At 61.7% G+C, this 22,883-nt stretch carries 22 protein-coding genes; 2 read left to right on the top strand and 20 right to left on the bottom strand.

Translation table 11 applies throughout. The features are described from left to right. Positions 1 to 76: 76 nt before the first annotated feature. Positions 77 to 1,120 (top strand): IS5 family transposase, encoded by a 1,044-nt coding sequence (locus HTT03_RS07875; protein WP_174857890.1) that lies wholly within the window; start codon positions 77 to 79, stop codon positions 1,118 to 1,120. Between the two features lie 259 nt (positions 1,121 to 1,379). On the opposite strand, the gene HTT03_RS07870 is transcribed toward HTT03_RS07875, so the two are convergent. From HTT03_RS07870 to HTT03_RS07850, 5 genes are all read right to left on the bottom strand, one after another. Continuing rightward, positions 1,380 to 3,380, bottom strand: coding sequence for a type IV secretory system conjugative DNA transfer family protein (locus HTT03_RS07870; RefSeq protein WP_174859310.1), 2,001 nt, complete (start codon positions 3,378 to 3,380; stop codon positions 1,380 to 1,382). An 8-nt stretch (positions 3,381 to 3,388) separates the two neighbouring features. Beyond that, positions 3,389 to 5,722 (bottom strand): relaxase/mobilization nuclease domain-containing protein, encoded by a 2,334-nt coding sequence (locus HTT03_RS07865; protein ID WP_174859309.1) that lies wholly within the window; start codon positions 5,720 to 5,722, stop codon positions 3,389 to 3,391. Beyond that, complete coding sequence (locus tag HTT03_RS07860; protein WP_174859308.1) at positions 5,709 to 6,302, bottom strand: helix-turn-helix domain-containing protein; 594 nt, start codon at positions 6,300 to 6,302, stop codon at positions 5,709 to 5,711. Before HTT03_RS07860 ends, HTT03_RS07865 begins: the two co-directional genes overlap by 14 nt. A 561-nt stretch (positions 6,303 to 6,863) precedes the next feature. After that, positions 6,864 to 7,070, bottom strand: a complete 207-nt coding sequence (locus HTT03_RS07855; RefSeq protein WP_174859307.1) for a hypothetical protein — start codon at positions 7,068 to 7,070, stop codon at positions 6,864 to 6,866. A gap of 539 nt (positions 7,071 to 7,609) precedes the next feature. After that, positions 7,610 to 8,539, bottom strand: a complete 930-nt coding sequence (locus HTT03_RS07850) for a DUF2493 domain-containing protein (protein ID WP_174859306.1) — start codon at positions 8,537 to 8,539, stop codon at positions 7,610 to 7,612. A gap of 912 nt (positions 8,540 to 9,451) precedes the next feature. On the opposite strand from HTT03_RS07850, the gene HTT03_RS07845 reads away from it, so the two are divergent. Next, positions 9,452 to 9,958, top strand: coding sequence for a hypothetical protein (locus tag HTT03_RS07845; protein WP_055296375.1), 507 nt, complete (start codon positions 9,452 to 9,454; stop codon positions 9,956 to 9,958). Between the two features lie 49 nt (positions 9,959 to 10,007). Here HTT03_RS07845 and HTT03_RS07840 read toward each other — a convergent pair whose 3' ends face one another. The 15 genes from HTT03_RS07840 to HTT03_RS07770 form a co-directional block, all read right to left on the bottom strand. Then, positions 10,008 to 10,973 (bottom strand): toll/interleukin-1 receptor domain-containing protein, encoded by a 966-nt coding sequence (locus tag HTT03_RS07840; protein ID WP_174859305.1) that lies wholly within the window; start codon positions 10,971 to 10,973, stop codon positions 10,008 to 10,010. A 19-nt stretch (positions 10,974 to 10,992) separates the two neighbouring features. Next, positions 10,993 to 11,883 (bottom strand): reverse transcriptase family protein, encoded by an 891-nt coding sequence (locus HTT03_RS07835; RefSeq protein ID WP_055296373.1) that lies wholly within the window; start codon positions 11,881 to 11,883, stop codon positions 10,993 to 10,995. After that, complete coding sequence (locus tag HTT03_RS07830; protein ID WP_037240913.1) at positions 11,880 to 12,185, bottom strand: helix-turn-helix transcriptional regulator; 306 nt, start codon at positions 12,183 to 12,185, stop codon at positions 11,880 to 11,882. Before HTT03_RS07830 ends, HTT03_RS07835 begins: the two co-directional genes overlap by 4 nt. Positions 12,186 to 12,230: 45 nt before the next feature. Further along, positions 12,231 to 12,398: a hypothetical protein gene (locus HTT03_RS07825; RefSeq protein ID WP_174859304.1), complete on the bottom strand. Its 168-nt coding sequence runs from the start codon at positions 12,396 to 12,398 to the stop codon at positions 12,231 to 12,233. A gap of 435 nt (positions 12,399 to 12,833) precedes the next feature. Further along, positions 12,834 to 13,415 carry a rhomboid family intramembrane serine protease gene (locus tag HTT03_RS07820; protein ID WP_055296372.1) on the bottom strand — a complete coding sequence of 194 codons (582 nt, stop codon included), beginning with the start codon at positions 13,413 to 13,415 and terminating at the stop codon, positions 12,834 to 12,836. A 148-nt stretch (positions 13,416 to 13,563) separates the two neighbouring features. After that, the gene (locus HTT03_RS07815; protein ID WP_343035738.1) at positions 13,564 to 14,214 is read right to left on the bottom strand and encodes a hypothetical protein; all 651 of its coding nucleotides are present in this window, start codon (positions 14,212 to 14,214) and stop codon (positions 13,564 to 13,566) included. Between the two features lie 42 nt (positions 14,215 to 14,256). Beyond that, complete coding sequence (locus tag HTT03_RS07810) at positions 14,257 to 14,985, bottom strand: DUF736 family protein (RefSeq protein WP_174859303.1); 729 nt, start codon at positions 14,983 to 14,985, stop codon at positions 14,257 to 14,259. 124 nt (positions 14,986 to 15,109) lie between these two features. After that, positions 15,110 to 15,412, bottom strand: coding sequence for a hypothetical protein (locus tag HTT03_RS07805; RefSeq protein WP_174859302.1), 303 nt, complete (start codon positions 15,410 to 15,412; stop codon positions 15,110 to 15,112). A gap of 100 nt (positions 15,413 to 15,512) precedes the next feature. Continuing rightward, entirely contained in the window at positions 15,513 to 15,974 is a 462-nt protein-coding gene (locus tag HTT03_RS07800) for a DUF6915 family protein (RefSeq protein WP_174859301.1), read from the bottom strand. 1 nt (position 15,975) lies between these two features. Further along, entirely contained in the window at positions 15,976 to 16,362 is a 387-nt protein-coding gene (locus tag HTT03_RS07795) for a DUF6878 family protein (protein ID WP_071974125.1), read from the bottom strand. A 121-nt stretch (positions 16,363 to 16,483) separates the two neighbouring features. After that, positions 16,484 to 20,746, bottom strand: coding sequence for a strawberry notch family protein (locus tag HTT03_RS07790; RefSeq protein WP_174859300.1), 4,263 nt, complete (start codon positions 20,744 to 20,746; stop codon positions 16,484 to 16,486). Between the two features lie 107 nt (positions 20,747 to 20,853). Further along, positions 20,854 to 21,129 (bottom strand): type II toxin-antitoxin system RelE/ParE family toxin, encoded by a 276-nt coding sequence (locus HTT03_RS07785; protein WP_071974127.1) that lies wholly within the window; start codon positions 21,127 to 21,129, stop codon positions 20,854 to 20,856. Next, positions 21,116 to 21,415, bottom strand: a complete 300-nt coding sequence (locus tag HTT03_RS07780; RefSeq protein WP_044353023.1) for a type II toxin-antitoxin system RelB/DinJ family antitoxin — start codon at positions 21,413 to 21,415, stop codon at positions 21,116 to 21,118. Before HTT03_RS07780 ends, HTT03_RS07785 begins: the two co-directional genes overlap by 14 nt. 104 nt (positions 21,416 to 21,519) lie before the next feature. Then, the gene (locus HTT03_RS07775) at positions 21,520 to 22,176 is read right to left on the bottom strand and encodes a DUF6927 domain-containing protein (protein WP_174859299.1); all 657 of its coding nucleotides are present in this window, start codon (positions 22,174 to 22,176) and stop codon (positions 21,520 to 21,522) included. 102 nt (positions 22,177 to 22,278) lie between these two features. Next, the gene (locus HTT03_RS07770) at positions 22,279 to 22,872 is read right to left on the bottom strand and encodes a regulator (RefSeq protein ID WP_174859298.1); all 594 of its coding nucleotides are present in this window, start codon (positions 22,870 to 22,872) and stop codon (positions 22,279 to 22,281) included. Between the last annotated feature and the right edge of the window lie 11 nt (positions 22,873 to 22,883).

Here is a 22,883-nt window from a genome sequence, read left to right as displayed (position 1 = left end):
GGGCACCTCTAAAAATTGCCCCAACCCCGGTGCTGCGTTATCTTTGATGGGACGAACCGGCACAGGGGAGACGGCAATGACGCAGATGGGTTTCTTTGATCTTTCCGACCGCTATGCGAGCCTTGACGCGAAGAAGGACCCATTGGTTGAGATCGATGCGGTCGTGCCGTGGGAGGAGTTTCGTTCTATTTTGGATGAGGTTTGGCGCAAGCCTGATGCGGAGCGCAAGTCGCGCGCAGGCCGCAAGCCGATGGACACTGTGCTGATGTTCAAGACGCTGGTGCTGAGCGCACTCTACAACCTGTCGGACGATCAGATCGAATATCAGGTCCGTGACCGGCTGTCCTTTATGAGGTTTCTGGGACTTAGCCTTGCGGACCGGGTGCCGGATGCAAAGACGGTGTGGCTGTATCGCGATGCGCTGGCGCAGGCGGGCAAGGTGGAAGAGCTGTTTCGTCAATTTGACGGGTATTTGGCGCGGCAGGGGTATATCGCTCGGGGTGGGCAAATTCTTGATGCCTCTATTGTGGCGGTGCCGCGCAATCACAACACGCGCGACGAGAACGCGTCAATCAAGAAGGGCGAGAACCCCGAGCATTGGGAAAACAAGCCCGCCAAGCGCAGCCAGAAGGACGTGGACGCGCGCTGGACGAAAAAGCACGGCAAGAGCCATTACGGCTACAAGAACCATGTGAACGTCGACCGAAAGCACAAGCTGGTCCGGCGCTATCACGTCAGCGATGCCGCGCTGCATGACAGTCAAGCGGTGGATCACCTGCTGATGCGAGGCAATACCGGCTCCGGTGTGTGGGCGGATGCGGCCTATCGGTCCGAGGAGACGGAGGCGAAATTGCGCGCGCGGAAGCTGAAAAGTCACATCCACCGTAAGGGGAAACGCGGCAAACCTCTCACAGATCAGGCCAAGGGCAGCAATCGGACCAAATCCACCGTTCGGGTCCGGGTGGAACATGTATTCGGCGCACAGACCAACGACATGGGTGGCACCCTTGTGCGTAGCATTGGTCTGGTGCGAGCCAAGGCCAGGATCGGGATGAAGAACCTCGCATATAACATGCGACGCCTCGTTCAACTGCGCCGCATCAACCCGTGTCCGGCGTGAATACCGGGCGATCCAAGAACCGATCACGCGTCAAAGCATGACAAACAAGGCTTGAAGGCCGCAATACAGCGGCTGCGAGGCTCTGCCAATTGCCAGACGAAAGCCACGATCCTGCTTCAGGCCGCCCGCACCGCCAAACTACCAAAAATTGTTCAAAAATCGAGGTGCCCTTAGCTTTGTTCGCATAGCTGCCGTTCGTGCGTTTTGCGGCGAACGGCGGCTTTCCGCCCGCCGTACAGAAAAGCCATGCCCCGCCACCCTATCGAGCAACCAGCTTTTCGCCATCCCCCTCCTGCAGCATCGCTTCCATTTCAGCCAATCCATCGACTGCAGAGCGCATCTGCGCCTCATCAGCTACGCTCGCAGCTTCAGAATCCACAACGCTGCTGCCAAAATCCATCTCCATCTGGCGCTGTTCCTCGGCGATAACGGCTTGAACGACCGGCGAAGTTTTCTTTGGAGCGACATCAGTTTTCCCTGACGATTGGCCATCAGCAGCCTGGCGTTCGGCCTCAACGTCGGCCTCGGATCCGCCAGACCCGTCCAGTGGCGGTGTCATCGGCATGGCGCGCATGCTCAGCGGCAGCGTGCCTTGCGGCCCCCCTCCCCCCGGCTCTGGAAATGGCAACTCGCCTGTCTGCGCCGCATGGATGGCCTTAAACAGCCGGTCGTCAAAATACTGGATCCGCTTCGCCCGGACAGGCATTTGTGCATCGATCACTATGACGATCTCGTCGAGTGGCAGGCGGCGAGCCTCGTCTTCGGGGAGCAAAGAGCTTTCCTCGGTCCGTGTTGATTGGCTACGCCCCTCGAAGGGGTTCTTGCCGATGGATTGCGACCGCGTGACGACGGTTTTCGTGGTCTTACCGACCGCCTTGCTCAGCTCCTCGACGGTCTTCTCGTCAGAAGGCGTCAGATAGAGCTTAACGCCCGCGTTGCCCTGCAGGGCCCGGCGGGTGTTCTCGCCGTAGATTTCATCGAGGGCGGGGATGGTTTGGGTGACGACGGCCAGGTGACCTCGATAGGTGCGTAGGGTCTCGATGCTCTCGACCACTATGGGCATCTTGCCGAGGCGGTTGAACTCATCGAGCATGATCATCACCGGCCACGGCTCATCTGGCCCGGGGTCCTTTTCCTGCATGGCCGAGAGAAGATCGGAGAAGAAAAGGCGGATCAGCGGCGCTAGAGGTTTGACCATCAGCGGCTGGACCACGAGATAAACCGAAAAGGGTTTCTTCCGGATCGTCCGGAAATCAAAATCCGACACCGCCGTCGCCTCATCGATCGCCGGGTTCTGCCATTGATCGAGCCCCGAGGTCATCAGGAGCGAGACATAGGAAGTCAGGGTGTCGTTGTTGGTCGAAGCGAGCCGCGTGAAGATCAGCTTGGCACCCCGGTTTTCCACCTCGTGGCCGCGCGCAAAATACTCCTTCTGCTTGTTCCCGCCCGAGGCAGCGATGCGGTAAATCTCGCCCAAGGTCGGGCGCTTGCGCTGGAAGGCCAAAAGCCCTGCCGCCACGAAGAGATCGATCCCGCCCTTGAGGAGGCCCTGCACCCGGTCGTTGTCACTCTGCAGGAACAGCGTCGCCAAGAGCTGCAGTTCCATCTGCTGGCGCGCAGGATCTTTCAGCTCGAAGATACGCAGGAGCGGGTTATAGCGATGGGTGCGCTTGCTCTCCCAATCCGTGGGAGCAAAGCGATAGACCTTGTCGCCCTGGGCTGCGCGGTGCCGCGCCGTGGCCTCGAAACACTCGCCCTTCACATCGAGCGTCACGGCAGAGCCTTGCCAGGTGAGCAGGTTCGGAATGACAAAACCCGTGGTCTTGCCGCGACCCGTGGGGGCCACGATCAGCGCATGGGGAAAGACCGTCGAGCAGATGTATTTCGCGCGGGAGCCCGGCGCCCCAAGTTTACCGAGGATGAATCCCGTCCCGGGCGCGCCGAAGAACCCATTGGCCTTCATCTCGCGGGAGGTCTGCCAATGGGTCTGGCCAAAGCGTGTGAGCGCGGACCCCGACAGGGCGAGGCTCAGCATCATACCGGCGGCGGCGAAGCTACCGATGATCAGGTGGATGAGTTGGGCGTCCTCCGGGCGGCGATCGAGGATCGCCAGATAGTTCTGCGCGATATAGGCAAAGTCGATCTCGGCCCCGAAGCCGAGATCCTGATACGTCAGCACGGCCGAGGCGATGGTGTAGCCCATGGCCCCGGTCACAAGCGTCACCAGCAAAACGCCGGTCGCGATCCGCGACTTTCCCATGGCGGCGCTCAATGGACCTGGCCCCGCTCGGTCTCGCCATCCACGTCTGTCGCGCGGTGTTTTTCATACTCGGCGTCGGCAAGTTCATCGACCACCTGGCGCAAGGCCTCGGTGTTGGCCGTCGCCGCATCGGATTGCAGGTAGACTTTGGCGACATAGAGCCGGTCGAGACGGTCCTCGAGAACCTTGTCCAGCGCATCGGCATCGCCGGATGTGAGGCGGCCCAATTGGCGGTCATCCAGCACCCGCGCGATCTCCTCGCGGAAGGCGTCCCGCTCCGCCTCGGTCTCGAAAGGTGCGGACAGCTCTCCGGCCCGTTCATGATCAAGGACACGTGCAACCTCCTCTGGGACACGGCCGGCACGGTCAGACTGCGGCGCCGTTTCATCGCGGGTGGCTAGACGTTCGTCACGCGTGCCAACCCCAAGCCCCTCGCGCAACTCGTTGTCGCGGCGGACCTGATTAATGGCCTCCGTGTCCCGTATCTCGATGACGGCGGCATAGGTCGCACCGAGCCCGCGGGCGAGGTGGGACGGCATGTCCGGATAGCGCGCGCGCAAGTCATCCGTGACGGCATCTGCAACGGGCGTACGGAGGTCGCGTCCCTCCATGATGCGGTCGACTTCGCGGGTGATCGCACTGGCGCGGGCGGCATCGGTAATGGTCTCCTTGTAAGGCTCAGACCGGTCAATCACATCGCCAGGGCGTGCGAGCAGCTCCGGATGTGCCTCGAGATATGCACGCTGCTCCGTCTCGATCCGGCGCTCCGCCCACGAGACGACCTGCCAATCCCGATCCTCGATCTGCTGCGCAGTCAGGCCGTCTGCGCGCATCTCCTGACGGATTGTCCCTTCCATCGCCCGGACCGCGTCCTCGTGATAGTGGAACCGCTCGCTGACCGCTTTCTCCTCCACGACCCCATCCCGGCGCAGCACGTTCTCCCGTTCCAGAAGCGTGCCAAGCTCGACATGCACGTCATTCAGGATGTCACGCGCCTTTTCCAGGTCTGCGCGGCGTTCGAGGTTCAGGTCCCGCGCCTCGGCCACTTTGGAGAGATCATTGGCGATCCATTGATGCTCGAGCGCTGCATTTGAGGCGCCCGTCTCGATCCGGGCCACCACTTCCAATGTGCTGATCCCCGTGCCCCGCAGGGCCGCGTCGATCCGCGACCGCAGTCGCGGCTCTGTGAGGCGCTCCAACTGGCTCTCTTGGATGTTTACCTCGGAATAGACCCCGCCCTCCGATGGTGCCTCTGACAACGTGCTCGAACGCAATCCGAGAGGCTGCATGTGCTGGACCTGCGTCTGGATCTCGATGAGGCGTTTTTCCAGCTCGGGACGTTCCGCGTCGGACTTTTCGGCGATCATGCCCTGCACCCGCGCGAGCTTCTCCGCATAGAGGCTTCTCAGATCCTCGAAACTCTGATCCTCTGCCATATACACATCTCCTGTTCGGTCCACCTGCCCGCCGCGCGCCAGCACCTCGCCCGCACGGAAGAGTGCTGCGGCAATATCCTCGCGGGCTTCACGCGAAGCCTCCGCAGCAAGCGAGTGGTAGATGGTTCTGGTGTTGGCGATCTCCGCCAGCGTCCGCGCCAGGTCCTGCCCCACACGTTCGCGCTCGCGGGGCGCGCGACCCTCGTCCTTGGCCGCGTAGACCTCGCCGGTCCGGGCTGGGTAATGCAAAACCCCGCGATCCACCCGGCGCGTGGCCTCCAGGCGCACGCCATACTTTTCGGCCTCCTCGACCATCGCGAGGCGGAAGTCGTCATAGTTGAAGCGATGGTTGCGCCCGAGGAAGAAGAACTCGCCTTCCTGCGAGCGGCGGTTCAGCACCAGATGCGCATGGGGATGATCGCGGTCCTCATGCACCGCGATGATGTAGTCGAAATGCCCCTCATCGGTCTGGAAGAAGCGCTCGGCCACATCCGTCGCGATGTCGCGCACATCCTCTCCCCGCGTGCCGATGGGGAAGGACATGAGCATGTGGGTGGTCTGTCCGAGCTTGGGTTTGAAGCCCGCATCCCACCGCTTGGCAAAGCGCTCGGTGAGGTCCTTGATGTCCTTTGCCTCGAGCTTCGCCTTGCCATCCAGGAACCCGCTACTGTCCACGATATGAGTGGACTTGGTGGTGAGGTAATCGAGCTGGTTTGCGAGCTGCGATTTGGTATGCGTCCCCCCGCCCCGGATTGCCTTGAAGACCGCAGGCCGGTGTCCCGCTGCCGCGCGCACAAGCTGGCTCTGCTTGGCGACATGCAGCCCCTGCATCGAGCCTCGGACACGGCTCCAGCCATCCCGGAAGACCTCGCCCGTGACAGCATGGACGGCATCATTCAGCCGCATGGGCAAACTCTCTCAGCGCGGCCGTGGCCTGGAGCTGCATCGCGTCTCGACGGCGGCGCAGAAGCAGATCGATCTCGTCAGCGGAATCCAGAATGAACCGCGCCAACCCGCGCATCTGCGCAAGGCGCAATTCGGTGAACTCGGCACTCGTGCCCCCCACGGCCGCCTGCCCCCGCCGGTTGGCCTGCGTCATCTGTTTGGCGATCTGCGCGACCCCATTACCGACCTCGTGCAGAGAGGCGCGGTAGCGCGCCATCTCTGCTGCCATATGCGCGTCCGGAACGAACACCCCGCCTGCCGCCTGAATGAGTCGCCGCAGCCCCTCGGCACGGCTCTCGATCCCGGCCTCGGCCAGCACCGCATCGAGCGCCGCGAGCTCCGCAGCCGTGACCTTTACACTGACCGCTGAGACCGGAATTGCGGCATCCGTCTGGCGCTCGGCATCGGCATTGAGCGTGTACTGAATCGCCCGCACCGACACGCCAAACCGTTCCGCCAGCACTGAAGTGGAAACGCCTTCCGCAGCTTCGCGAACGATCTCCATGCGCTCCGCATCGATGAGGCGTTTTGAGCGAGACATGCGAAGAAAGACCCCCTATTTCCTGCCACCTTCCACCAAGGCTGCCCCTACCTTACGATAATACACCAAGCTGTCAATTATATACTTACGTCGCATTCAGTCTCAGGCAGCCTTGGTGTCCGCTTCACGCCGCGGCCCGCAGGGACGCGGCTCTGCCGCCCTCACCACCAGCACAGCCTCCAGCTTCAAAGGCCCCTTCTCCAGCACCGCCCGAGGGTCTGGACGAACACGCATGTGTTCGGACGGAACCGCGGGCGGGCGCAAACCCCACCGACAGGGCGGACAGTCAGGGTCAAGGCGGGCCAGATTTGGCTTGCCAAATCTCTGCCGCAAAAACCGGGAGGCCCTGGCCGATAGGTTTTTGTGGATGGCCCCCTTGAGGCTGACTGGCCGGTCTGTCGCGGCCCGATCATTTCGGGGGGAGTGCGTCCGTTGAACGCGCAGCGGCCGACGGCTTCGTGAAGTCGCCTCGGGCGATCTGACCGCCGGACGCGGCATCCCTGGAACAGGGATCGGGCCGCCCCAAGATCGTCCTGGGGCAGCCCATCCTCGTCAGAGGATTCAGTCCTGGGGATCTTTCGCGCTCGGCGGGAACATCACCAGCTCCGAGACCGCGACCGGGAAGTCGAGCTTGAGGCTGAAGAACTCCGAGCCGTCCCCGTTGCGGGTGTTGCGGGACATCGCGCCCACGCGCTGAAAACGGGTGCGCTCCTGGCCATCGGTATCGGTGAACTTGACGGGGACGGTGGCGACGTAGTGGTTGGTCATTTGGGTTACTCCTTGTTGCGATGGGGATCACCCGGCACGGGGGCAAGAGGCCCGGTCGCAAGCGCAAATGCGGAGGGTCCGCGGCCGCGCCGTGGAAGCCGTATTTGTGCTTGCCGAAGCGTGAGCTGAGGGCACGAACGGGCCGACCCCGTGCGATCCACATCTATGAGCAAAAAGGAGAGACCCGGATGAGCCTTGCCATCACGCAGCCGCCATCATCCGCGTCCGCGTCCCACCGAGCCTGGCCGGGGTGCTGACGGAGCCCGCCCGCGTGGATGCGATGTTCCGAAACACGCCCCGAGGGACGCGCAAGTCTTCGGCCTCAAGTGCGACGTTTCGAGCCTTCGTGTCTTGCGATGCTGACGATGTGCGTGAGGTGCGCACCATCCCCAACCCGTACCGATGCGGATGGGCCGCACTCTGACGGACTGGGTAGAGGGATAACGGTGCTGGACGCCGGAGACTGCCGATCGCGCATGACCGATCGCACGCGCCATGAGACATGACGAAAGGGCCGCGCCAAGCGCGACCCCCTCTCTTCAATCCTGCGACGCCTTCTTCGCCGGGTCCGCAACCCGCATGACCGTCAGGCCTTTCGCTTCCGCTTTCTGCCCGAGGTTCAGCGCGACCCCGTTGCCGCCGAAGAGCACAACCCCCGTCGCCGCGAACTTGTCGTCCAGCATCTCGTCGTTGCACTTGAACGGTGCCGCCCGCCCATGCGCGGACCAGCGCGGATCGAAACGCGCTTGTGCGACACCCCGTGCGCGAGCCCACCGAGCCGCGATCATCTCCGCCCCGTGCTTGCCACCCTTGTGGCAGAGGAAGATTTCCTGATTGCGGTTCTGCTTGATCCGCTCGCGAACCTTGTCGAGCGTGTTGAAAATCACATCAACATCAGTCCAGTCGGTGGCGCCCGAGACGATCAGGGGAACCCCCTCGACTTTCGACTTCTCGGCGGTTTCGCGGTCGTGCTGCTCCAGGAGCTGCCGCGCCTCGAAGACCGCCCCGGTCTCTTGCGCCCGGACGCTTGCGCGCGACCCGGCTGCCGGAATGAAGGCGTGGCCCGTCTCGACCTCATAGCATTCCGCAGCCGCCTCGCTCATCACCTCGATGGCGCCGACGATCTCGCGCAGTTGCAAAAAGCGCGCCTGCGCCTCTTCGAGCGCGGTCTCGGCGATCTCTGATCCGTCGTGAGATTTTGCCAGCGCGCCGATCTTGTCGGCGGTGCGGTCGACCTCCTTGCCAAGCGCCACCTTGCGCCGCTGCAGGATCGTCGCGAGCCCATGGGCCAGCGGTTCGATTTCGGCTTCAAGCCCGGTCCCGCGCAACTGCCCGAGCAAAGCCTCGAAGCTCTCGCGGATGATGCGGTCGGTCAGGATGTGATCCTCGGGGATCGGCAGCTGCGCGTCCTTCTCGGTCAGCCCGAAAAGTTCGATCGTCTCGTAGGTGTTTGCGGTGTCGTAAGCCATGTCTGGTCTCCAGTGTTCGGTTCCTAGGCCACCACGTGAGTGTGGGGGCATGGCCGAATGCCTGGTTTCCGAATCTGCCCGGGTCAGGGACGGCGCAGCCGCCGGCTTGCCGGGCGCAAAAGTTTTCCGTGCGCAGCACCCGACACATGCGCGCGCTCACGCACGGGACCGCCCTACGCCATAGCCCCTGCCCTCGCCGAAAAGTTTTGCGATCCTTGACGCGGGCTGATTTGGGGGCCATCCGGAGGATATGCTTCCGCACTCATGTGTGTGTGTTTTGACGGTAGGTTTGCCCGACACGAGCAGGCAAACGGCCCGACCGGACGCGGGAGACGGATGAAGCGGCGGGATCGTTTTGCTCCGCAAAACAGACCAGAGCGCAATCCGGCGGAGCGGCCGGGGAGGGACGTGCTCGCGAGGCGGGCAAACCGGGGGCCTGGGTGCGACGCCGCGGTGAGGCCGCATGGCCGAATGCGCGACGGACCGAAGGGCCGTTCTCCCCTGCGACACGCGAAGCCGAGCTGGGGAGGCCGCAAGGCTTTGCCCAAGGTTGATGTGCAGGCGACTACGCTGCCGACTATAAGGATTACTTTTCCAAGCATTCGACGTGATGGGCGAATTGTGGTCATTCGCTGCGATCTGCGCGAAGGTCTGTTTTACGCAAGTACCTGGCAACCTCCTCTCACGCGGCGCCCGCTCGGGGATTTGGATCCGCTGAGTCAGACCTAGCCGCCGAGGCATTGGCGTGAGATATAGGGGCAATAGAGGGTAGGTGGTAAGCCACGCATTTTTAGTTGGTCGGCTACCACTCGCACTATGTCAGTTCTTTCTACGCGCGTTCGGTCAGTAGGATGAATAGGTCTCAAAAATCGACTCAAAATGCCGCATGTAAATAGAAAGTAAGGTAGTATCATGGAAGTTCTGTTCTTAAAAAATCTCAAGCCAATGGCCGACTTCGAAGTGGGAGAAATCGGTCTCTGTAACTTTGGCAGAGGGGCAGAACTCGCCATGCTTGTTGTAAAACTCGATGAAGACCTTGGCTTCGCGACACTGAATGGCCAAGACGACGACCTATTCAGTATTCACTATGTAGATCACAGACCTGACCTCTGCCTCTCGTATGGCCAAGACTGGAAACTGGTGCTCGACCCCGCTGGAGATATCCAAGTGGGAAGCTACGCCTCACCTGAAATTGGCGACATCGTCATGTGGAACGGTGCCTTTGGCTTATGCGCATTTCAGTCCCGAGGGCCTATGAGGAACAAGATCAACTGTCCACTGACAGGTACTAAACCCGACAGATCACCCATCGAAGCAGTATTTAGGTCCTGGAAAATTGTCCTCAACGAAAATGATCCCGAGACTGGTCTCGCGCCCGTGATCTTCCGCCATTCTGCCAAGAAGGTTTCGCAACCTTGATGGAAGCATCGTCAAACAAAACCAAACACTCCTAAAGGTGCTGATGCGGTTACTGAAGTGGCTTCACAAACATCTGCCAATATGTTTCTGCCGCACCCTCGAACGTCAGCTTCTGATCTCGGTTTTGACCGAAGTGTGCCATTCCCATGCTCCGCAGATAAAGGGTTTGCTCATCGGCCTCGACGGTCAGGTTCTCATTGAACCCGTTGGTTTCAGCATTTTCGGCCGCAGTGTAAGCAATGCCCCCCATATGCCGCCCCCCCATGAACACGGTGCAGCGGCTAGCAGACTGACCGTTATGGTAGGCAACAGCGCTGAAGCGATTTGCGTCAAGCCTGCGGAACGACCCGTCAATCTCGGGATTGCGAGCAGACAATTCAGAAAGCGAGTTCTCGAAATATTTTGCCATGAACTCAAACGCCTCGGTCTGGAAAGCATCACGATCACGGTCTGTGAACGTTTTGGCCACCCGCAGATTACTTGACCGGATCACTTGGGCCGGTGTCGATCTGTTGACTGACTGCGTGTTTTGCATGATGGCAGGTGCCGCTGACTGCTTGGTGACCGATTGTGGACTACCGATGCGCTTTGCTGCAGCCTGAACGGCTTCGGCGACGAGACGGAACGCATGGTCAATGTCCGGCCATTGCGTGACCGGACGACCGTCCGTTGGCGTGGCCATCAGCTTGCCGAAGGGGGCGCCATGCCAGAGGCAATCGCGCAGAATGACCGGGATCACGATGGCCTCTCCCGCCTTATGCCGTTCCAGCGCACGGGTCATCTCGATCTCATAACAATAGTCAGAGTTTAGAAAATCCGGGCTTACCAGCAGCAAGATGATCTCATCAGCTTCAATGTGCGCGTCGATCTCACCGGCGAAGTCCTGCCCCGCCTCAATTCGGCGGTCGTGCCAGGTCTCTATCAGGCCTTGACGCTGAAGGATTCTGAGCTGGCGTTCCAGCTGGTCTCGTAGTGCCTCGTCAGCGTGGCAGTAGGAAAAGAAAACAGTCGTCATGTTAACCCATCATTGAAAATCAGCGAGCCTGGTTGCGCGCCAGGATTTGCTGCTCGGTGCCTTCACGCCCGATGAGAGAGGCCATCTTCTTGGCCTTCTCGTATCCCTCGGGAAGTTTCGCGATCTCTGCCCTGAGTTTATGACGTTCTAGGTGCTGAACGTTTGGCATGAGAAGCGTTTGATCTCGCACCACGACGCCCGTTACTACTACCGGCGCATTAATCTGACCGATTTCCTTTGACGCTTTGAAGCTGTGACCATGGTGAGCAAGCCGCTCCTTGATCGCATGAATCAGCACCCCGGGAACGTTTTGCCCAGAAACTGTTATGTCATCGACATACACGCTAACTTGGCATCCGGCATCACGGGTCAGCTGATCAATCTCGTCCCACATGTCGGCGTAGGCCCAGAAGGCCAGCGATGGGCTGGCAGGGCTTCCGGCTGGCAGAACCCCGTTCAGCGTTGTGAGATCAAGGAGAACCTTCACTACGTCGGGAGGGCACCCGAGATATTTGCCAAAGAACCATGCTACCTTGCTGGCCGTGCAGCTCGGATAGAAATCTTCGATGTCGAGAAGATGGAACGCCGCTGCACCGCGATGCCGTGCGGCATTGTCGATGTTCGAGCGACCGCGTACTGGCGACATCAGGTAGTCAGGAGTTTTCACCCGCAGCAGCAACTCTCCGATCCGCCGTTGAATACGCTTCAGATCGCCCCGTGGTGCAAGGATAGGACGGAATGTTCCGTCTTTTTTCTTCTTGCGCAGAGGCTTGTAGAGATCGGGTGCGGCCTTCAACTCAGCAAACTTCTCGGAACTGGTCTGTAATAGTTTGAACAACTTTTTGCGTGTGCTGCACCGATAGAGGGCACATTGATCGAGGGCATAGGACTTGTCGCGGCGCTTCGTCATGATGACGCCCGCTTCCGCTCGATCATCCGAAGAAAATCAAGTATCTTGTCAGCGACAACCCCACGCGCTTTCTCGATAGCGCCCGGTGTCGTGCCTTCTGTCAGCTTCTCGTCAAAAAACCAGATCGAGCTGACTGGCAGATCAAACTCTTCGGCGTATCGTGCAACGATTTCCTGACTTGGCACTTTCCGGCATCGTTCGATATCAGAAAGGTGTGATTGGGAAATATCGAGACGTTCCGCCAACTCGTTCTGTTTCAGGTCATGGAAGACCCGGATCAATCTCAGTGCTTCACCTAGCATTCTCGGTCCTCCTTTCGCCAAATGCGAACATTAAGGGTCGCGCGGTTAGTCGCCAGACAACCGGGACAGCCATTCGGTGAGGTCAAAGAGTTTCCCCATCCCCCAGGCTACCCAGAATACGCCCTTTAACAGGCGAGACTTCCACGTCGGCTTGCGCTTCCGTTTTGTCTCGCGTGTCCCACGCTGGCTGATCTCGTCGGTGTCGTAAGCCATGTTATGGCCTCCTCTGCTGGCCCTGCCGCAGGATTGCGGAAGGGTGTCGCCACCAGCGCGAGGAACGGAGAGACCGTCCTTATCCCTTATGCTGGCCCCCCGGGGTCGCCCGGGGGGCCGCCGCCCCGCCGCCGCCACAGGGGCCGCTTGGGGGGTAGGCGTCAGAGGGAACTAGCCCCTCCACGGATCGGCGAACCGATCCTAATTACAGCGATTTTATTCCGAACCAGACCGAAGCCCGGCATACCGATAAAACATAGATGGGATATTCCTTGCGCGATACAAGATCGCTGTAGGCGATTTTTTTGCAACTTCCCTAAGGGACACCTTTACGAACGAAGACGCCGTCATCGAGGCCCCGAAAGTCCAAGAAGGTCGCTTCCGGACCTTCGCTGTATCCGTCACCGATGTCCGGTTTTGGCCGAGTGCATTGCTTCAGTCCAGATCGACGCCGCCGAGGCGCGGCGCATGTACATGCGTCCGGACAAGGACTGCAGCGGCCGCGCCCGCGATGGCGCCGAAGAGATGCGCCTCCCACGAGACGCCGGGTTGGCCCGGAAGAACGCCCCAGAGAATGGAGCTATAGAGGACACCGACCACCAGTGCCGCGCCCAGCGTGATCAATGAGAGATCCACGAAGCCGCGTGCGACGAGGAAGCCAAACCAGCCGAAGACCAACCCTGACGCACCGATATGGATGGCGGAGCTTCCGAACAGCCAGACGAGTCCGCCGCCGAGGCCGATCACCACTGCGTTCACCGGCAGCAAGGCCCTCGTGGTCGTGGCCACCAGCAGCCCACCCATCACCAAGAGCGGCGGCGTATTGGCCATAAGGTGCGCGAAGCTTCCATGCAGGAGGGGCATGGTGATGACACCATCCAATCCGCTGACGTGCCGGGGGATCAGGCCGAAGGCCGGGTTCAAGCCGTAGCCGGTGATCCAATTGACGACTTGGACCGCCCAGAGCAGTGCGACAAAAGCGGCAAGCGCCGCGGCGCGCCGCAAGAAGGCGCGCATGTGATCCCGGTTCATCATGTTGGCGACAGTAGACGTCACCACAGCACCTTCAACGGCTTTCGCACGCTGCACAGGATGCCACCTCCAGGAAAGGGGGTTCGAGGCGGCCAACCTCGGTACGGCTCAAGCCAAGAGAATGGCTCCGATCTTACACGGTGTTCCCCGGGCGAAAGGGCTGCGGTTCACGCTCGGGGCGCTTCAGGGCTTCGGCATACTTGCGGGAATTGTCATCGATCGTGCTGTGCCACAGCTTCGAGACAAACGCCCGAGCGTCTTGGACCGTCATATCGTTCAGCGATGAGGACAAAGCCATGAAAAGCTCATCTTCGCTGATCGCAGCGGCACGGTGCATGGCGTCCGCGTAAAATGAAGGGTCGTTGAGGACCTGCTGGCTCAGCGGCATCCGCGCGAGGTTCTCTTTCGGGATCGCCATGAAGATCGTGTCCTGCAGGTCGGTCAGATAAGCGCGACACGATGTGGACACCGGCTTTCCTGCTGCCTTGGCCTCCAAATATCCCTGCCTGGTCTTGTCGAACTTCGACTTGGCAAATGACATGATGACATCGCGCTTTCGGGCGGGTAGCGCGAATCCGGTGCAGCGCTCGATATGAGTGAGGAGATCTTCAACCTCTACCTCAACATCAAAGCTCTCGAACCATGGAACCGTCCCTGATCTAGCCGCCACGCGCCCGCCCTCGATGTTGCGATAATATATTATTGTATCGCATTTGCACCTGATCGCAAGCAGGTGGCGTCCTCCACGTAAACGGCCATGGAAAAAGGGGAACCGTGGTCCCACGGCTCCCCTTTCGGTTCAGATCGTCTCCCCCTCGCGCGCCGATTAGGCGACCAAGGACAGCCCCGTGCCTGCATCCTGCGGCTGCTCACCGCTGTCGATGAACGGGATGATCGAGAAAGTCTGCCCGCCGCGCTGTTCTTCGTTCTGCACGGCGTTCACGCGCAGGTCACCGTCGGGCGTGTTGATCAGCAGCGACAGGTAGTCATTGCCAGTGCGGCTGCTTCTCGCCATCCAGGCTGAGCCGACGCGGATTGGCGTGCCCCGGGGCGAGCTGACCTCAATCCGGTAGTCGGGGTGGGTCTCCTCGGTCTTGTAGCTGTTCTCGATCAGCATGAACTCCAGATCGAACATCATGTTGGCGATGTAGCCGGTGAAGGCGTTGTCGGCGTCCATGGCGGTAAGCTCGCCTGAGATCGAGCCGGATTTTATCAGGCCGTTCGAGACGAGCGGGATGATCTCGAATTCGCCGCTCTGGGCCGCGCGCGCCTCTTTCGTCTGCACCGCGTTGACCCGGAACGGGCCGAGGCCAACATCGAGCTGCATCGAGATGTAGGGGTTGCCGCTGGTGTTGCCAGTTTCGTTCCAAGCCGTGCCGATGCGCACCTTGCGGCCTGATTTGTTGACTGCCGTCACGTCAAAATCCGGGCTGCGTTCGGACATCTTGGCCCGCGCCTCCAACTGGATGGCGATGTCAAAGCGCGTCGAGTGGATCATGCCGGTGTACTCGGCGGCTGCGGTTTCGGCATTGCGGGTGAGGTTTCCTGCGAACATGGGATGGTTCCTTTTGGATTGGCCGGTGCCTGACGTCATTGCCAGCGCATCCGGGATTGCTTTCTCGACCCCTTGAGGGATCACAAATCAGAAAGCTTGCTTTCCTTTCAGCCCCGCCCACAGGTCAGAGCTGCCGTCCGAGTGGGAATGCCCCCGCGCCTCCGGGTGCTACGCCCCTCCCCTGCCCGTCTGGTCTTGATTGGCTGCCCGGATTTTCCGCGCAGTCCTCCGATCGCGCGATGAAGAACTCCGCCTCTTTTCCGTTCAACCCGTGCCCGCCCCGGTCGGTCAGACCGATGCAGCTACCGTTCGGCACATAGGTGATGAGGTACTGACCGAGCCGGTCCTTGTGGACAACGTAGCCGGTATTGGCCCAATGCACGGTCTGGCCGGCATCGACGGCGGCCTTGATTTCATCGAGTGTCATGCGATCCTCCTCAAGAAGAATGGTGGGTAAACGACGCAAGAAGCCCGATCTTCCAACCGGGCTTCCATGCAGTATTCGTTTGGCAAACGGCCGAGACCTGTCAGGCGCTTTGCGTGGCTTGCGTCGCGCGCGCCGCCATCCAATCTTTCAGGCCAAGAACCGTTCGGCCAGCGGCGACCTCGGAGGCCCAGGCAACCCTTGGGTCGCCGCAGGGCTCATCGCCGGCATGCTGGTCGATGTGGCCATTGGCCATCCATGGCTCAGGTTGTATCCGTCGCAGCCAGTCCGCCATGCTCGGGATACGACCCTGACAGTCTTCGCGTACATGCTGCTCGCCGATCCAGCGCACGGGGATGTCTCGACCAGCTTTATTGGTCAGGGTCAGGCCGAAAACCCGTTCCGCCTCGAACAGGCCTTGAGCGTGATGGCGCATGGCTCGGTGCGTGAAGAGCGCGAGGTGCTCTTTCGAGGCATCGAACCAGTCATGTATGGACTGATAGTCAGACGGCACTCCGCCGAATTTCCGGGCAGAGCTTTCAGCATGATGAAGCGGATGGGCCATCTCACAGCCCCTCGTCATAGCTGTGCGAGCATTCGACATAGCGGTCGGCATGATCGAGGGTGATGCTGTCTAGTGCTATGTCCCAGGTCAGCGTGCCGTAGCCGCCCTCGTTGTTTTCAAACCCCGGGTGATGATGATAGGCGAGCGACCAGGCGAAATCGCCAACCTCTGTGGCAAGCACCTCCGGCAGTTGGACCTCTGCAGGCTGCACCGTCACATCCTCGACATTGCCGGAGTCGCCATAGCCTTCGTATTCGGCAGTGACCCCGCTGATGCCAAGCGCACGTAGTTGCGCGAGCAGCTCCGCTCGGGTCGCCTTCAAGGTGGTTTCGCGCTCCGCGCGCCACTGAGCCGCCATTGCGGCATAGTCGATCTGGGGATTGGTCATGGGTCTGTCCTCTTGTCTGAATTTGGGGGGCCGGGCGTGGCATTGGTCAGCGCGCGCCCGGAAAGCGCGGACCGGCCAAACCCCGATCCGCGACGCCCGGCCCAAAGCCCGCTTTGGCTTTTCAGGCGGCTTGTTCTGCCGCTCTAGCGGCTCGCTGCCCCACGATCCGTGCCAGAAAGCTTCCCGTGTCAATCCCGTCCCCATGCGGCAGGAACACCCGCAACTGGAAGGCGATGATCTCCGTGAAACACCCCATGGCCTTGAGGCCATCAATCATGCCCCGATCCGCACCGCCAAGCTCGAGACGCATCTCGCCTGCGACCCGGCGACGGGTCAGGGTGAGACCCCGGCCCAGATCGACAGGCGCGGTGGTGCCGAGGGCGGCGGTCAACATCTCCTGCGGTGTTTGCGGGTTGGACACGAGGAAGCGGGCGCGCAGCGCTGCCGCCCCTTCCTCGCTCAGCGTGCGCCCGATCATGGCGGTCGCCCCGTCGGGCGTGACGCGGTAGATGCGCTCATTGGTGGTCGGAATGTCCTTCCAGATCGGCAACAAGAGCCCGGTCAGCAGGTAAAGCTTGGTCGTGGTGGTTTTTGGCAGGGACGCAGCCTCGGCATCCCAAAGCCTTGCGAACTCAGGCCTTCCGATGTCTTCCCAGGCCGAGGACTCGAACCGCGTCTCCTCCAGATAGCTCGACCCGTTTGGCCGCACCACCTTGCGCATCAGCGTGACAATGTCCTCGTCATACATCTGCATGGGGCGCGCCGAGATGAGCGCCGCGCGGCCGGAGGCGCGATTAACCATCGGCAGCTTATCCGGATTGCGCGATATGGCCTCTTCGGCCCCAAGAACGTGGACCGGGTCGGTGACCTCCAGCCCGATGATCCGCGTCACGGCGCCGGATTTCGGGCAGGTCCAGAGATCCTCTGTGGAGACCTGTTCGATCTTTTCGCCGCGCAGGGTTTCCACGCCGAGATCGAGCGTGCCCGCCGCCCGCGCGCGTTCGGTCTGATCAGCGATCCGGCGCATGAACTCGGCAAAGAGCGCGTTCTGCATGTGGATGGGAAGGGCAAGCACCCGATTCAGAAACCGCTGGATCGGGGGAAGCTCCTCAAGGAGCACCCCGTCCTTGTCGATCAGCCGCAGGGCCGTCCAGTCGGTGAAGCTCTCGTAGCTCATCGCCTCGGCGCGCCCGGCGGCAAGATCGGCGAAATACCCACGCAGCGCGGCCCGTGCGATCGGGCTTTCGAGATTGTCCTCCTCGCGGAACATGCCCTGCGAGCCGGTCTCGCGCTGACCCTTGGTCAAGGCCCCCAGCTGGTCGAGGCGCTTGGCTATAGTCGAGGTGAAACGCTTTTCGCCATGCACATCCGAGGTGCAGACCCGGAAGAAAGGCGCGCTGACCTGGGCAGAGCGATGCGTGCGGCCGAGCCCCTGGATGGCCGCATCGGCGCGCCAGCCGGGCTCCAGCAGGTAGTGCCGCCGCCGTTTCTGGTTCTTCGCCGTTTGCGCCGCATGATAGGACCGGCCCGTACCGCCCGCATCGGAGAAGATAAGGATGTCCTTCTCACCGTCCATGAAGGCTTGGGTTTCGGATGAATTGCTGCTGGCGACGCGCTTTTCGATGAAGAGGTGACCATCCTCGGCCTTGAGGGGCCGGATGGACCGCCCCGTGACTTCTGCCACGGCGTCGTCACCAAAGGCCCAGAGGATCTGATCGAGCGCCGAGGGGATCGGGGCGAGCGTCATCAACTCCATCATGGCCGCATCGCGCAGGGCGAGCGCCTCGCGCGAGACAACGAGCGCCCCGGTCTCATCCCGTAAAGGTTCCACCACCATATTGCCGTCGATCTCGACGAGCTTTTGAGCATGGATTGGGAAGGCCTGTTCGAGGTAGCCCAGCACGTAGTCACGCGGCGTCAAGGCACCCTCGACGAGCTCGTCGTCGGAATCCATCGTCTCAAGCCGGCGTTTCAGCAGGCTCTCGCCTGTCGAAACCACCTGGATGACGCAAGCCTTGCCCGCTGCCAGATCGTCCTTGATCGCGCGGATGATGGTCGGGGCTTTCATGCCCATCAGGAGATGGTTGAAGAAGCGCTGCTTCGTGCTCTCGAAGCGGGACTTGGCCGAGGCGCGAGCAGCCGAGGCATTGGTCTCTCCCGAAGCATCATTGACGCCGGTCGCAGTCAACGCTGTCTCGAGATTGTGGTGGATCGTGCGAAAGGCTCCCGCATAGGCGTCGTAGATCTCGATCTGGGCCGGGGTGAGCGCGTGTTCGAGCACGTCATATTCCACGCCATCGAAGCTGAGGGCGCGGGCCGTGTAGAGGCCGAGCGTCTTGAGATCACGCGCGACCACCTCCATGGCGGCGACACCGCCTGCTTCCATCGCCGAGACGAAACCCTCGCGGCTCGGAAAGGGGTATTCCGGCCCCTGCCCCCAGAGCCCCAGCCGCGCGGCATAGGCGAGGTTGTGCACGCTCGTGGCGCCGGTAGCCGAGATGTAGAAGACGCGAGCGCGGGGTGCTGCCAGTTGCAGCCGCAGGCCTGCAAGGCCCTGCTGGGAGGGTTTGACCCCCCTGCCCTGCTCGGACCCGGCCGCGTTCTGCATGGCATGGGCCTCATCAAAAGCCAGCACGCCTTCGAACTCCGCGCCCATCCAGTCGAGGATCTGGCTGAGCCGCGTGGTGCCGCATTTGCCCGCGGACCGCAGCGTGGCGTAGGTGACGAAGAGGATCCCGTCGCCCATCGGGACGGGCTGGTCCGGTTTCCATTTGGAAAGCGGCTGAATGTCGGCTGGCGAGCCGCCGAGATCGGTCCAGTCGCGGATCGCGTCCTCGATGAGCGTGGCGGATTTGGAGACCCAGATCGCTTTCCTGCGCCCGGCCAGCCAGTTCACAAGGATGAGCCCCGCGCATTCACGCCCCTTGCCGCAACCGGTGCCGTCGCCGAGGAAATAGCCAAGGCGATAGGCACGTGCATCCGGGTCATCATCGGCGCGCGTCAGCTTGGTCTGGTCGTCATCGATGGTAAACCGACCGGGCAGATCACGCCCATGGGCATCATGCGCCATGATGATGGTCTCGAGCTGCGCCTCGGAGAGATCTCCCTCCTCGATCAACCGTGTGGGCAGGCGCAAGTCATCACTGCCCGTGTTTGAGGGCATGGGCGGGGCAACCGAGGCCATGGCGATGCTTTCAACGAGCGGCGTGGGATGTTCCTGCGCACCCGCGATCGCGATCCGCTGCGGCCAGTAACGCGCATAGATATCCGAGACCGGCGTGTTATCACGGGGGGCCTCAAAGCTTGTGAAGCTGAGCGGGCGGACGGCATTGGTCCGTGGTTTGGAGGCGGCAACAGGCACAGCGGCGGTCTTGCGCGGGGCAGATGATGGAACGGTCGGCCGCCCGTGAGGGATCACCGCCGCCTGTTGTACGGGGCGCATCTCGGTCCGGGTTGCGGCCACGGCGTCGACATATGCCAAGGCTTCATCCAGATCCCGCACAGGGACGCGGATCATCTCGCCGACCTCCTGCACCTTGTCGAAGACCATCAGCTGGGTTTCGACAGAGGTGCCGAGCTTGCGGTAGACCTGCCCTGGCATCGTCAGCGCCAAGCGCGGCGTCAGGAGACCGCAGGCGCGGGACCAATGCGCGGCATCGCGTTCGGGCGTGAATCCCGGCGGCATGATCGCCACAAGCCGCCCGCCGGGTGCCAGGCGCTTTGCAGCCGCGATGAGATGCTTGGCGGCGATGTGCTTGTCTCGGGAGCGATCGACCGAGGAGGCGAAGGGCGGGTTCATCACCACGACGTCGGGTAGAACCGGCGTCTGCAGCAGATCATCGATATGCTCGCCGTCATGGCCCGTCACCTCGCCGCCGAAAACCGCGCGCAGGAGGCGCTGGCGAAAGGGGTCGATCTCGTTGAGCAAAAGCGTGGCACCGGCCCGGGCGGCGAAAGCGGCCAGGGCACCGGTGCCAGCCGAGGGCTCCAGCACAGTCTCGCCCTTGCGAATGGCTGCCGCCCGCACGACCATTGCCGCGAAAGGCAACGGCGTGGAAAACTGCTGCAGCCGGATCTGCTGCTCTGACCGGCGCGTTTCCGTCAGGAGCCGTGAGGCAAGCAGCTTTGCAGCGGCGATGTCACCTGCTGCACCGTCCCCACGCAGCAAAACCTTGATGGCCGCGGCCTGCATCAGGTCATAGGCCATGCGCCAGTCCCAGGCACCGCCGGCATCGCTGCCATGAAACGTCTCGCGCATGATGCGCGCGAGCGCTGAACTGCGCAGGGGCTGGTTGTCGACCTCCGCGCCGATCTGCGCGAGGGCAGATACGAGGTCAGGGTGGGAGATCGAGAGAGCCGGGTTTGCCGGTTTGGGCTTGGTCATGGGGATTTTCCTTTGGATCAGGGTCTGAGTTCCAAAGGACAAAAAGCCCGCTCTACACTTTGAAGGCGTAGAGCGGGCAATTTCTTAGCGGGGGGCCTGCACCCCGATCATGGCCACTGCTGCGCAGCATGAAGAACGCGCAAAATGGTCACCATCTCAGGGCTTTCAGCATAAACCACGATGTAGTTCGGCCGAACAACCATCTCCCTAGTCCCGTCCACACGGCCCGCGCGGTACATCTGAGGGCGTTCAGGAAGGAGGGACGTCTTGTGTTCTATCTCGTCTTTGAGAACTTGGGCGGCATCCGGGTTGTCGTCAGAGATGTAGTCAATGATTGCCAGCAAGTCGGCTATGGCCGTGGCTTTCCATTCAAGATTTGGCAAGGCGCTTCCCGTCAATCAATGCCTGGGCGTCTTGCATCGCCTTGGCATGGGGCGTTGTGGGCCTTGGATCGTCCAGCGCTTCCTGTACCTTCGCCCGGAACCAGGCGTCATAGGCATCCGGATCAGCGGTCAATCCGGCAGGCAAGCCGCCCTCTGCGGCCACGCGGGTCAGAAGAATACGCACCGCGTCGGAGAGCGTCAGACCGACGCCCGCAAGTGCGTCCGAAGCCTGTGCTTTCAGCTGATCGTCAACACGGACATGAAGCATGGATGTTTGGGCAGGCATGGATGGTCCTCCAGTTGATGGGAGTGATGTATCTCATTTGAGATACGGTTTCAAGTCGGCAGTATGTGTGCACGTGGTCCCGTGATGTTGTCTCAGCGGGAAACTCAGCCACCCTGCCCCGCCAGGAACTCCGCCAGCACAGGACTGGCCTCGCCTTTTGCGGAGCTGAGCAGCTCCGAGCCCGCAAGCGAGGCCTTCGACAGGCGTACGAGCCCACCGGTTTCCTCGATGCGGTAGCAGCGGCGTTTTTGCCGCCCACGCCTGTAGTGCGTCGCGGTGACGATCTGGCAGGTGCTGCCATCGGTGAGCGTCACGGGTGCTGCGAGCCTGATCTTGTCGCCTTCCTCGTAGTCAGGGATCGAAGCCCAGTCCCGGCAGCGCTGGCGCCAGTCCTGGGCGTAGCTGTCCGGGTCTTTCAGGTCGGAGAGGAGCTCGATCAGCCCAAGGGGAGCACGAGACTCGTTCGGGCCAGCGCTTTCCTCCATGTCCTTGTAGCCCCAGCAGCCGTCATCGTATCGGGTGAGGAAGACAGCCCCGAAAGTGATGGAGCCATCCGCATCGGTCACATAGGTCGTGTCCTCGACCGGCGAGCCATCGATACTTGTGACCCTTGCCGCCGCATACCAGGTGGAGCCCACCTTGCAGGCCTTGATCAGTTCGGTTCTGCGCCTTTCGCCATGAGAGGTGCAGAGCCGGGCGATTTCCGCTTTCTCATCCGCGTAGGATTTGACGCGGCCGTCGGTGTAGAAGAGCCAACCCATCTCAGAGTCCTTTCTGTCACTGGGGAAATTGTTGTCGCCAATGTCCCGAGAGGGCCGCAGGCCCGGCAGGGTATTGGCGATGCGTGTTTGAGAATGGGCGCGTTACGCCACCCTCCGGTCATCGATTTCCATCAGGGCATCGAGCGGCACGCGGTAGGGCTGCATGGCGTCGAAATCCTCGCAATTGCCGCAGTTCTGCACGATCGCGAAGGTGTCGCAGGCATCCTTGAGGATGACCCGGAAGGTGCCGCCGAGGCCCGAGGGCACTTCGTAGGTCCCGCCGATGAGATAATCCGAGGCCCGGCGCACGAAGACGCGGATGCTGTGGCCATCGGTGGCGAGCCGGATGGCCCCTCGCCCCCGGTCGATGAGCACCTGCACGTCATCCAGGATGTCGGTGTAGAACTGGCCGGTCAGATCGCGAAACGCCATGCGGCGCTGCGCCATCCAGTCGGCATCCCGAAATGGGTTCATGCCGTCGGCGAAGGCGAAGGAGGGATCGGCCTGTTCGGTGGTGACGATACGGGTGGTCGTGCCATCGATGCCGTTCGAGCGCAGATGCACACCATTGCCGACGATGAGGATCAGGGCCGGCCTGTCCACGGGCCCGTTCCAGTTGGGCAGGAAGGTCTTGCAGGCGCGCGCATGGGCGATCTGCGCCGCAACTGCGGAGGCAGAGAACTTGAGAATAGCCATGGGGATGTCTT

Source organism: Sulfitobacter maritimus, assembly GCF_013346665.1.
GTDB classification, from domain to species: Bacteria; Pseudomonadota; Alphaproteobacteria; order Rhodobacterales; family Rhodobacteraceae; genus Sulfitobacter; species Sulfitobacter maritimus.
The sequence above is the reverse complement of the archived record's forward strand: the minus strand, read 5'-3'. Positions and strand labels throughout refer to the sequence as shown.